This is a genomic window from Candidatus Eremiobacterota bacterium, assembly GCA_031082125.1.
Classification (GTDB): domain Bacteria; phylum Vulcanimicrobiota; class CADAWZ01; order CADAWZ01; family Ess09-12; genus Ess09-12.
Window position 1 is genome coordinate 68,252 of the sequence record JAVHLM010000008.1, and the last position, 11,647, is coordinate 79,898.

Annotated in this window: 8 protein-coding genes; all 8 read left to right on the forward strand. The window is 58.0% G+C overall.

Annotation, left to right across the window (positions count from 1 at the left end; translation table 11 throughout):
- Positions 1-17: 17 nt before the first annotated feature.
- The 8 genes from RDV48_10955 (at position 18) to RDV48_10990 (ending at position 11,595) form a co-directional block, all read left to right on the forward strand.
- Positions 18-1,355: a TolC family protein gene (locus RDV48_10955; protein MDQ7823304.1), complete on the forward strand. Its 1,338-nt coding sequence runs from the start codon at positions 18-20 to the stop codon at positions 1,353-1,355.
- A gap of 28 nt (positions 1,356-1,383) precedes the next feature.
- A complete protein-coding gene (locus RDV48_10960; protein MDQ7823305.1) occupies positions 1,384-2,886 on the forward strand; it encodes an efflux RND transporter periplasmic adaptor subunit in 1,503 nt (500 codons plus the stop codon).
- A 2-nt stretch (positions 2,887-2,888) separates the two neighbouring features.
- Positions 2,889-3,635: an ABC transporter ATP-binding protein gene (locus RDV48_10965; GenBank protein ID MDQ7823306.1), complete on the forward strand. Its 747-nt coding sequence runs from the start codon at positions 2,889-2,891 to the stop codon at positions 3,633-3,635.
- Between the two features lie 15 nt (positions 3,636-3,650).
- Positions 3,651-4,865 carry an ABC transporter permease gene (locus RDV48_10970; protein MDQ7823307.1) on the forward strand — a complete coding sequence of 405 codons (1,215 nt, stop codon included), beginning with the start codon at positions 3,651-3,653 and terminating at the stop codon, positions 4,863-4,865.
- 135 nt (positions 4,866-5,000) lie between these two features.
- Complete coding sequence (locus RDV48_10975; GenBank protein ID MDQ7823308.1) at positions 5,001-5,981, forward strand: protein-glutamine glutaminase family protein; 981 nt, start codon at positions 5,001-5,003, stop codon at positions 5,979-5,981.
- Positions 5,982-6,008: 27 nt separating this feature from the next.
- Entirely contained in the window at positions 6,009-6,245 is a 237-nt protein-coding gene (locus tag RDV48_10980; protein ID MDQ7823309.1) for a hypothetical protein, read from the forward strand.
- A gap of 83 nt (positions 6,246-6,328) precedes the next feature.
- A complete protein-coding gene (locus RDV48_10985; GenBank protein MDQ7823310.1) occupies positions 6,329-10,360 on the forward strand; it encodes a hypothetical protein in 4,032 nt (1,343 codons plus the stop codon).
- A complete protein-coding gene (locus RDV48_10990) occupies positions 10,357-11,595 on the forward strand; it encodes a zinc ribbon domain-containing protein (GenBank protein MDQ7823311.1) in 1,239 nt (412 codons plus the stop codon). Before RDV48_10985 ends, RDV48_10990 begins: the two co-directional genes overlap by 4 nt.
- Positions 11,596-11,647 lie beyond the last annotated feature (52 nt).

The following is an 11,647-nucleotide window of genomic DNA, read 5'->3' on the forward strand; positions in this document are numbered from 1 at the left end:
TCGTCATAGGCGTGAAAATGCGTGCTCTCATTATTATCTGCGTGCTGTGCTTCTGCCTTGGGCCAGTCCCCGCGAAGGCAGAGGATAATGCCGTGCTCACCGTGACAGAATGCGTGAAGACAGCCCTGGGACACCACCCCGATCTCCGGGCGGCAGAGGGGTATGTTGAGATCGCCCGGACAAAAGTGGCACAGTCCCTGAGCCAATGGTACCCCCAGATCACGTCGATGTCAACTCTTTACCATCAGACCGCGCAGACGGGCCAGGGGGTGTTCAGCCCCTCGTCACTAACCCCCAGTACCATCGGCACCGATATCCCCGCTCTCAATCCCAGCTCACTGGCGATTTATGACTACTATAACGGCGGCATCACCGCCAACCAGCTCCTCTACGATTTCGGCAAGACCTCTTCCAACGTGCTGTCGGCGAAAGAAAACCTCAATGCTTCCGAGTATGATCTGCTCACGAAGCGCCTTGAGATTGTCTTCAACGTAAGGCAGGCTTTTTACCAGGCCGTCGCGGCAAAGAAGACCCTCGAGGCGAAAGCCGAGGCCGTCGGGCAGCAGCAGGAGCATCTCGACCAGGCCCGGGCCTTCTTCAAAGAAGGCACAAAATCAAAAATAGATGTCACCAAGGCCGAAGTGGATCTCGCCAAGGCCCGGCTCGATCTCATCAAGGCGGAGAGTTCATGGAAGACATCGCTCGCCACGCTCTACAACAAGATGGGAATAAAAAACGAGGTGCGCCATGACCCGGAGGATCCGCTCAGCGTGGAGAAGATCGAGATAGATCTGAATGAGGCATTCGGCGAAGCGGAAAACCAGAGGCCCGAGCTGAAGAAGTTCATATCCAGCATCAAGAGCTACCGGGCAAAAGGGAAGGCGGCCAAGGTGCAGAACCTGCCGGCACTCTCGGGCATCGCGAATTACAACTGGAACGGCAGCCAGCTGCCCCTCCCTTACAACTACTATTACGGAGTCCAGCTCAATTTCACGCTCTTTGACGGCCACAATGCGAGCGCCCTTGCCATGGAGGCCGAGGGGAACATCCATGTGCTTGAAGCACAGAGGGCATCGAAGCTCCAGGATATCCGCCTTGAAGTGGAGCAGGCCGTCCTCTCCCTCAGGGATGCCGAAGAACGGGTGGCTGTCACCGAAAAGTCGCTCGCCCAGGCCGTGGAAAACTATGACCTGGCAAAGGGGCGCTACGAAGTAGGCCTGGGGACAGGCATTGAATTCAACGACGCGAGGGTCTCCCTCACGGGAGCTAAGACTGATTCCATATCGGCCCTCACCGATTACCAGATAGCGAAGGCAAAGCTGGAAAAGGCCCTGGGCCTTTTCAGGGACCAGTGAACGATCAAGAGGAAACGGGAAGGTACCCATGAAGAAAAAACTGATAATCCTGGTGGTGGTGCTCTTTCTCGGGGCAGCCGCCTACTTTATCATCAGCCAGATGAATAAATCAAAGGGGAAAATCGAGTACCTCACGGCGAAGGTCACGAAGGGCTCCATCATCACCCAGGTCTCCACCACGGGGGAGCTCCAGCCGGTCACCAAAGTGGACATCGGAGCACAGGTCTCCGGGAAAATCACGGCCCTCTATGTGGATTACAACAGCCGTGTAAAAAAGGGGCAGCCCATCGCCATGATTGACACCTCCATCTACCGGAGCAAAGTGACGCTTGGAACGGCAGACCTCAGACAGGCCCAGGCGAACTATTCCCAGGCCCTCTCAGGCTATGAGAACGCCCTTCTCAACGTGACAGTGGCCTCCCACGAGATTGAGACGGCCAGGAGCGATGTGAAGAGCTCCGAGATAGCGATCCTGAAGGCCAGGGATGAAGAGCGCTCGAAAAAAGCCGAGGTCGAGAGCGCCCAGGCGAAAATGAAGAACTCCCTTGCCCAGCAGAACCGCTACAGGGCTCTCTATGCAAAGAACTACACTTCACAGACTGACAAGGAGAAAATGGAGACCGACTACTCCATGGACAAGGCAAGCTACGACGCCTCCCAGGCCCGCTACAAAAATGCCCTGGACAGCATCGACTCGGCGAAGGCCTCACTGGAGCTCTCCCTCTCGAAGTTCAGGACCCAGGAGGCGAAGAAATTGTCACAGGAGGCCCAGGCAGCCTCATCGAAGGCCCAGGCGGAATCGGCGGCTGCCAAAGTGCAGAGCGCCCAGGCAGCCCTCAAAGAATCGCAGATAAACCTGGACTACTGCACCATACGCTCGCCTATTGACGGCATCGTCATTTCCAAGGAGGTGGAAGCGGGGCAGACAGTGCAGGCTTCATTCCAGACACCCAAGCTCCTCACCATCGCCAGGGACCTGAGGCAGATGCAGATCAACGCCGATGTCGATGAGGCCGACATCGCCAGGGTGAAGCTCGGGCAGAAGGTGCAGTTCACCGTGGAGGCTTACCAGTTCGAGAATTTTTCCGGGAAAGTCTTCCAGGTGCGCTCATCCAAGTCCAACCAAGGCGTCGTGACGTACCAGGTCATCATAAGAACCGACAACAGGGACCTGAAGCTCAAGCCGGGCATGACGGCCACCGTCAATATCCACACAAGCCAGGTCGATGACGTGATAAAAGTGCCCGCGAGCGCCCTGCGCTTCAAGCCTGACAGCATCGCCAATTTTCCCTACCCCGCAGGTTACGTGAAAAAGAGCCAGGAAGCTGCACAGGAAGGCGAAAAAGGAGGAAAGACGTCCCGCGAGGTCTGGGTCCTTGGGAGTGACAACAAGCCAAGGCCTGAAAAAATCGAGCTGGGCCAGGGGGACAGAAAGTTCGTAGAGATGACGGCCGGATCCCTGAAGGAGGGCGACTCCCTCATCACAGGCGCCAGGCAGGATTCAAAGGCGCCGGAAGGCACCTATAAATAGCCATGGCCGTTATCAGGACAGAACACCTCACCAAGACTTTCAGGATGGGCGACATCGAAGTCCTCGCCGTGAGGGATCTCTTTCTTTCCGTGGAAAAAGGCGACTTTGTCTCCATCATGGGCCCTTCAGGCTCGGGGAAAACATCCCTGATGAACATCCTGGGATGCCTTGACAGGCCCACGAGCGGGAAATACTACCTTGACGACAGTGACGTTTCCACCTTGAGCAAGGATGCCCTGGCCACGATCAGAAACAAGAAGATCGGCTTCGTGTTCCAGAACTACAACCTTCTGCCCAGGATCTCCGTGCGGGAAAACGTCATACTTCCCCTCCTTTACCGTGAAGAGAGCCTTACCCGCAGGGAGCAGCTCAAGAGGGCCTCGGATGCGCTGGAAATGGTGGGCCTCGGGGAGAGGATGCACTTCAGCGTAAAGCAGCTTTCGGGCGGACAGCAGCAGAGAGTAACCATCGCAAGAGCCCTGGTGAACAGCCCCACGCTCATCTTTGCCGATGAGCCCACGGGGGCGCTTGACACAAGGGTAAGCTTCGAGATCATGGGCATTCTCCAGCAGCTCAATGAAAAGACCGGCATCACTGTGGTGATGGTCACCCATGACCCCGAGATGGCGCAGTTTTCCAAGAGAGTGATAGCCTTCCGCGACGGGATGATCATGGAGGACACCCGCGTGGCGGTCCGTTCCAATGCGAATGAAGAGCTCAGGAAAATAGAAGAGAAAGAAAAAAAGTAAGGAGCCCTTGTTCCCATGCTCTGGCTGAACATCAAGATTGCCCTCCAGGCACTCTTCGTCAACAAGATGCGGTCGCTGCTCACCATGCTGGGCATTATCATAGGCGTCTGCTCAGTCATCATCATGATCTCCCTGGGGGAGGTCACCAGGCACAACATTTACAAGCAATGGGCAGACCTGGGAACCAACACCATCTATGTCAACAACAGCCAGGAGGCCAGAACGGGGATCCAGCGCATCCAGGGAACGAGGAAGTACCTCCAATACGACGATGTGACGGCCATACAGGAGGAATGCCCCTCAGTGCTCTATGCGAGCCCCGTCTCCACCACCCCTGTCCTTGCCGTGTACCGTGACCAGAACTGGAATACCACCATCTACGGCGTGTCGGACACTTTTTTCGCCATTGAAAACCTCGAGACAGAAGAGGGAAGGCTCTTTTCCGACCGCGATGTGGACAACAGCTACAAGGTCTGCGTCATCGCGAAAAAATCCGCCGAGAACCTCTTTCCGGGGGAGAATCCCCTGGGAAAAATCATAAGGGTCAAGGGAGTCCCCCTCACCGTCATAGGCGTCCTCAAGGAGAAAGGGCAGTCCAAGGGAGGCGCCGAGGCGGAAGACAAGATCCTCATCCCCTCCACCACTTATAAAATCTATATTGACGGGAGCCGTTACGTGGGCTTTATTGAGGTCCTCGCGCAGAGCACCCTGTCAATCGGAGCAGCATGTGACGAGATCCGCGGCCTCCTTCGCGAACGCTACAAGAAGAGCGAGAGCGGGGCCGACGTCTTTGAGATAAAGACGCTTCTCGAGCTCCTGAAATCGGCACAGGCATCCCTTGGGATGATTGCGCTCTTTCTTGTTTTCGTGAGCTCAATCTCACTCATTGTGGGCGGCATCGGCATCATGAACATCATGCTGGTCTCGGTGACGGAGAGAATCAGGGAAATCGGGGTGAGAATGGCAATCGGGGCCAAAGGGAGAGACATCATGCTGCAGTTCCTTGTTGAATCCGTCGTGCTCTGCATGGTCGGCGGCCTCATAGGACTCACCCTGGGCTTCCTCATTACCATCGCCATTGAGACCGCTTACAAGTGGCCTCTCATGTTCTCGTTCTCGGCAGTGCTTGTCTCACTCTCTTTCTCCGTCGCCGTGGGGGTGATCTTCGGCTTCTTCCCTGCCCTTAAGGCCTCGCGATTAGATCCGATAGAGGCGTTGAAGTCCGAGTGATGGGGATTTGTGGAGAACCCGGCAATGTGGTATAATGGGTGGCAGGAAGACTATCCCGGCAGCCTCAATCCCAGCAGATACCTCTTCTCGCTATGAAAAGCTTTTCGCGGGGGTACCCGGAAAAAGGAGCGTGCCATGGCCATTATTGACAGGAATGTCTCTGAAACCGCGCATCTGCCGAACCTGCACACCTCCCCGGGGAAAGCCCCGGAGGCCCCGCCTGCGGGGGAGCAGCAAAAGCCTGATACTGATGAAAAGGAGCCGGGAGCATCTTTTTCCCCGGGAAAAGAGCTTGCCTCTGAGAAGAAGCAGGGCGCCAAGGAGCAGGACGGCTCGCTTTCGGATTTTTCCTCCACGTGGAAAAGCGCCCTGAAGCCCGGAGCGGCCGCCGCCCCTGAAGCCGCACTTTCCCGGGGCGCTCCTGAGGCCGGCGAAAAAAATGCCAAGGAAGCGCCTGCCCAGCTCAGGCAGTTCCAGGCCGACCTCAAGAAGGAGCTCGGCCCCAGGGCCGACGTGAACCTCCAGATGGAAGGGGCGGCCATGGCGGGAAAAATCCCCACGACCTCGGAGCTCAATGATCTTTACCGCCAGATCCGCGACGACAAGTCCATTCCCTGGGAGTTCCTCGGAGAGGGATGCTACGCCAGGGGGCATGTGGCCGCCGACAGGCTTATGAAAGCCGGGGTGAACGTGGGGAAGCTCTTCGCCAAGGTGGACGAAAAAGAGCTCGACAATCCCCAGAGCCGCCTCAAAGCCCAGAACAAGGTCTCAAAAGGCTCCTGGTGGTATCACACGGCTCCTTTCGTGATGGCGAAAGATGATGCCACGGGGAAAGTGGAAGGCTACGTCATCGATCCCTCAATGAACAGGGAGCGCCCCATGAAGGCCAAGGAGTGGGTCGATGCCATGTGGAACAAGAAATTCCCCATCGACGTCGATGTGAACCATCCCGATGTCTATGAGCCTCCCGGCAAGGGAGAGCCCTCAGGCCCCGCGCCCTTCTCTTCTGAGCGCTTCAAAAGCAACATTGAGCACGCCAGGCTCACCAACGGCGATTACACCGATGTCCTGGCCTTTGAAAAGGAAAAATACTACAAGCTGCACCCGCCTCAATAACGGGCAGCCTCCCAAGGAGATGAAGCCATGAGTGACGACCCCTCAATCACTTTTGTGGACAGAGTGAAAAAGCTATGGGCGCCGCCTGAGAGCGCAAGCCACACCGTGCTCTTCAGGAGGAATGCCGCCTTTTATTCAGTGGAAAGCAGCAACAGAGCAGCGCTGGAGGCCCTCACCAGGTCCGCGGAGACGGGAAAGCCCGTAAAGGTCACCTCTCACGGCGTCTCCATGCGCATCATCGAGGCAAGCATCGAAGAAGCATAAAAGAAGCCCTGCACAGAAAGAGGATCTCCCCCCGCGCCCTGCCGAAGTGGAGCAGTGAGCGTGGAAAAGGGAGGAAAGAGCAGATGCGCAGGCTCCTTATGCTTATCGCAAAAATCCAGGCCTCCATATTGCGTGCGTTGGAAAAACTGCCCTTCTGGGCTGATACCGTGCGCTTTGCATCATTCCTTTGCTCACCGGTGGTGAAGTCGGCAGCCTTTGCGCTGAAAGTCTTTCCGGGCTTGCGCAGGCTCGATGGGCTCCTTGAAATCGAGAGCCTCAGGCGCCGCCACCCGATTCTCCTCGCATTCTCGCTCATCTATGTCCTCTGGCGCGGCCTGCGCATCACGAATCTCGGCCACATAGGCACCGATCCCATAATTTACCCTCTTATCGGGGCGCTGTCCGGATTCAATCCCTTTCTGGGCATGGCATGCGGGGTGATATATGGCATTGGAGATCTGATCCAGAAATTATTCAAGCCCGACATGTACGGGGCGAAGGGATGGGAAGATCCCAACTACTGGGGCGCCATGGCGGGATATGCCGTGTCTTATTCGTCTCTTGTGATCATGGGCCTCCTGCCCGGCCTGCTTGCAAGGATCTCAGGCCTCATCGTGCGGGCAATTCTCAGGAGGATCTTCTTCAGGCGTATGGCCGCCTCGGCCGATGGAGCCCAGCCCGCCGCTGCCGTCACCTATTCCTTTGCGGAGCTTCTCGCACGGGTAGCCGGCGCTTATGCGGGCGGCTACGTGGTGATGGATAAAATCGCTCCTGTCACGGAGCTTCCTGCCTTCTACTGGAGACCCCATCCCGATGTCTCATGCCACCACCTTGAGGTCAACACGCACCTCCGCGGCAGGGCCGATATCGGCGCCACAGGGTCGTCCATAGGGGCGCTTGTGTCTCCTCCCCCGGAGGAACCGCCTCCCCTTTACACCTACCAGGTGGCCATGAAGGTGATGCCGGCATCAATTGCAGCCGACGGGCGCTCCGGCGCGTGGATCTATGCATGGGTCTATACGCAGGACCCGGCCTGGGCGGCCCTCACCTCGAGCATCACGTTCACGCTCTCGGGAGCCCAGGGCTCATGGGTGCGCCTTTCAGGCCAGCAGTTTACGGGGACCTACCAGATGGCCTACGCCACGGCCCTCATGCCAGGCGAGGTGAAAGGGAAAGGCCCCTTCTCCGCAGGGGTCACCGCATCATGCGTGACCCCTGCGGGTCCCCGCGCGGCGCAGAAAACCATCATCCTCATGCCTTCCACCCAGGGGAGGCTGGTGGTGAGCACACAGCCCGAGGGAAAAGGCGCCCTCGTCCCTGACGGGAAAGACACCCTCTGGGTCTGGGCCCGCCCCGAGCTTCCCGACGAGAGCCCGCCGGAGAAGTACGAAGCTATCCTCGCCACCCTGCACTTTGAAAAAACAGGCCCCCATGCGGACTGGTGCATTCTCGGGCCCAGGACCGACACGGTGGGCTACAAGGGTGTCTATTGCATGGCCTCGCCTCCAGGCGGCGACATGAAGCAGACGCCCCCTCCCTCGGTGTCAATCTCCATCACCGCCAGGGACGGCGACAGCATCCTGGCGGCAGCGCATACCGTAAAGCTCCTCCCCCTCCCGGTCCTCAAGGCGGCTCCCCTGAGGCCCAATGTGATCTTCGGCGCCCCCGGCCCCACCGAGGTGAAAATCGCGGTGGAGAATCCCGGCGCGGGAAAATGGGAGTTCAGCGCCGAGACGGCTTCACCGGAAGCGCTCTCCGTGGAGGTGGAGGTAATTGACCAGAACAGGGCCCGCGTGCTGCTGAAGGCCCTGAAAGAGCCTTCGCCCGGCGAGGCCCGCCAGGACTATTACCTCACCGTGAAGGCCGAGAGAGAGGGCTTCGTGCTCGAGGAAGAATTGAGGGTGAGCCTTGCCCGTACGGGCATCGTCCTCGATCCCCCCTCCTTCACCATCACCGGTAACGGGAAAAGCTTCAAGACCCTTTATGCTGCAGTGATGGTGCCCGTGCAGGGGAAAGGCATCGTAAACGACGTGAAGGCAAGCAGGCATCTTATCTTTGAAATTGACGAAGCTACCGATAAAAAAACGAGGAACTATTTCACCTTCCTGGCCTTTGAGTGCTGGGACGCCGACTGCAACGAAGAGAGAGCCGGCTACAAGGTGAATACGATAAAGGAGGTGCCTGCCGAGGAGAGAAAACTGAAGGCCACTTACAAGGTGACGGCATCGACGTCTGGCGAGGGCCTCAGATATGTCGAGAACCTCGAGGTCACGATGATACCCATCTACAACGGGCCGGGAAGCGATGACTGGCTGCGGGAGCTTGAGAACACAAGGACAATCATAGACAAGTATGTTCCCGAGAGCTACCGACCAGACTTCCACAGGATCCTTGAAAAAAAAGCACAGCTTCTCGGCGCTGAAGGCCTCGTGGAGCTCAGGAGGAGGATATTCAACATCGCCTGCCTCCTGATTGAGGCTGACGGCCTGAAAGGCTACGAAGACGTTGATAAATGGGCCACAAGGATCACCACGGTGCTCAATATCGCCGAGTGGGGAGGCGACCTGGCCTTCCAGGCATTGGCGTCAACCTACATGGGCCCCGTGGCAGCCATGTTCGCCTCGTATATGAAGTCCCTCTTCATCTCCGCCGTCGTGGCTTATAACAACGGCGACTCTGTCGAATCATGGGTGAACAGCAACTTCAGCCTTTCCATGCTCACCGACATGGGCATCTCCCTTGCCGAAGGGACCGTCGTGAATATCGAGACCATAAGAAAATATGTGAAATCACCCCACAAGGCCTGGGCAGTCTTCTGCACCTACCATTTCCTGAAAAACATCTACAAAGGCCAGTCCCTGGTGGAGGCAGCCCGGAACGCGGCAAGGACCGCCACGGAAGAGGCCCTTGTCACATGGCTGGGGGGAAAGCTTCGGCAGAACGGCGTCAAGGTCGAGGAAGGCGGCGAGCCCGGCGACGACGGCGGCAAGAAGCCTAAAGACGGCGATGACGCCGGCAAAAAGCCCAAGGACGACGGCAGCAAGAAGAAGCCTGAGGATGACGGCGGCAAGAAACCCGACGGGCCGGCCAAAGAGTTCCTTGACGGGCTTGAAAAGAAATACCCCAAGGGCACCGACCGCATGGACCCCAAGGAAGTCCTGGACATCCAGTCCGATCCCCAGAAGGTACGCACCCTCAAGGAAGGGCCCGAATACCTGCAGAAAGCCTATAACGAGACATTGAAAAAAGAGTTTTATGACAAGCATGACAGTGACCTGAAGAACTGGGCCCGCGATAATGTCCCCGGGATGAAGGACAAGACCCTGAGAGTTGACGACTTCCGCACCCCCGGCAGCAAAGAGAGCAGCGTCAACACCGACAGGGATTACCGCCTTCAGTATTACAACAGCGCCGACGGCAAATGGTACGAAGTCCCTCTGAAAAACTGGGAGCAGCATTCCCGGCAGTGGTACAAGGATCGGGGCCTCGATGCCGACGGGCTGAACCAGATGCCCACGGACCGCCACCACAACGAGTCAAGCACCGACTATGCCACGGAGCACATCGACCCCGCGACGGGGAAGAAAGTCGCCACCGAGACCGACGCGGATACAGGGCAGCAGAAGTCGCCCATTCAGGATGTGAAAGACGGCAAGGCCGCCCTCAAGGATCCAGAGGATCTCGGGAGGATGTACCATACGAAAGTGCTGGAGGCAAAGACACCGCCCGAGAAAATCGCCCAGCTCCAGAAGAGCGTGAGCACCCTCCAGAAACTTGCCAATGCTTACAAGAAAATGGGCTACAACGTAAAAGACGTCCCCCCGAGGCTCAAGAAGGCCATGGAGCTCCTCGTGGACGGTGACGGGAAAAAAGTGCCGGGCGCCGATGACTATTCAAACCTGAACGCCACACCCGAAAAGATCGCAGAGTTCAACAGGAAGCTCAACGAGGCAGGCTACAGGGATATTGACGCCGCCGCAAAAGACTCGGGAGATTTAATGGGAACCCTCAAGATAGCGCAGAAAGGGAGTCCCTCACCGGGCCCGTCGACGCCCCCTGAAAGTCCCCTCACATGGCACGATCAGGGGTATCAGGATGACAAGGAGCAGCAGTGAGAAAGACAAGAAATGCCCTTCCTCCCTTCGAGAGCCTCTGGCTCATGCCCGGAGAGCTTCCGCACCTGCTCTCCCATTACGGCATCGCCGGTCTGAAGCTTCCCGCAGGCCTGGAGGGAGCCTCCCGGAATGCGCCGGCAAGAACCCTCCTTGAAATCATTGGCACAAGCACCGGAAGCGAGGCCGACGCCCTTCTCAGGGAGCACCTTGAAGCATTGGCCTCGCCGGGAGCCTCCTTCGGTATATGGCGGAGCTTCCACAGGAGAGAGCCTGCCCTTTTCCGGGTTTACTCCCACAGGGAAAAACCCTCGGTGCTCACCATGGCCTCCCTGGAAGGTGACGGCTCCCTTACGGTCTCCTATCCATTCACCGCCGATTCCCTCCTGGATTGGCTCATGGCGCCGGTCTCAGCCATCGAAAGACCTCCCCTCACTCGGGGGAGCTTTCCCGGCCTCCCCTCACCTGCCCTCAAGGTCCTTTTTGCCATTGCCGATATATTCCGTAACAGATATCCATTGCCTGAACCTGCCTGGGAGCCCCGCGAGGTATTTTCCTTCACCGGTGAGGAAGTCGCCGGCGAGGCAGCCGACGCCCTTGAGGGAAGAAACAGCCACTCGCTGATAGCGGGGCTTACGGCACTGAAGGCACTCCCTGCTGAGCCCTTACCTACCGAAGCCGTGGAAGGGTACCTTCTTGCCTTCATGGGTGAAGGGCTTCTTGCCCTGGAAACGAGCGCGGAAACTGAGCGCTATATTGCCAGATCCCCCTTCCTCTGGGCGATACGCTGCCTGGCATGGTGGGACGTGGCCTTCAGGGCAGGGCCCCTTGAAGAGACCGGCCCCGGAGGAGAGGAAAGCCTTACGGTGTTTATGGCCACTGGCCTCTGGACCCTCAGCAGCAGAAAAAGCGGAAATGCCTCTTACTCCACTCTCGGGGTCCATGGGAGCGGGGAAGCCAGGGAAATGCTCTCCCTTGTAATGGCGGGGCTCGCAGCCCCTTCCTCGGGGATTCCGGGGGCCCCGGCAATTGCTCCCTGCAGTCCGCCCGCTGTACATGGTGAGCGCTTCTGCCGCCAGTGCGGGGGTAGCCTTACTCAGGGCGCTTTATTCTGCAGGCACTGCGGCAAGCCCATCGCGCCTGAAGGGGCAGAAAGAGCTTACTGCATTGCCTGCGGAGCCCTCCTCACCGCTCAGGCCCGGTTCTGCAAAAAATGCGGAAGCCCGGTATCATCCTGACAGGCACCTCGCCCCGGGGAGGAAAAGGCAAGGTCCTGCCAGAACTTTAAGT

Bases quoted from the DNA above. Each gene is read 5' to 3' on its own strand.
- RDV48_10955 (MDQ7823304.1), top strand. From the start codon at position 18: ATGCGTGCTCTCATTATTATCTGCGTGCTGTGCTTCTGCCTTGGGCCA.
- RDV48_10960 (MDQ7823305.1), top strand. From the start codon at position 1,384: ATGAAGAAAAAACTGATAATCCTGGTGGTGGTGCTCTTTCTCGGGGCA.
- RDV48_10965 (MDQ7823306.1), top strand. From the start codon at position 2,889: ATGGCCGTTATCAGGACAGAACACCTCACCAAGACTTTCAGGATGGGC.
- RDV48_10970 (MDQ7823307.1), top strand. From the start codon at position 3,651: ATGCTCTGGCTGAACATCAAGATTGCCCTCCAGGCACTCTTCGTCAAC.
- RDV48_10975 (MDQ7823308.1), top strand. From the start codon at position 5,001: ATGGCCATTATTGACAGGAATGTCTCTGAAACCGCGCATCTGCCGAAC.
- RDV48_10980 (MDQ7823309.1), top strand. From the start codon at position 6,009: ATGAGTGACGACCCCTCAATCACTTTTGTGGACAGAGTGAAAAAGCTA.
- RDV48_10985 (MDQ7823310.1), top strand. From the start codon at position 6,329: ATGCGCAGGCTCCTTATGCTTATCGCAAAAATCCAGGCCTCCATATTG.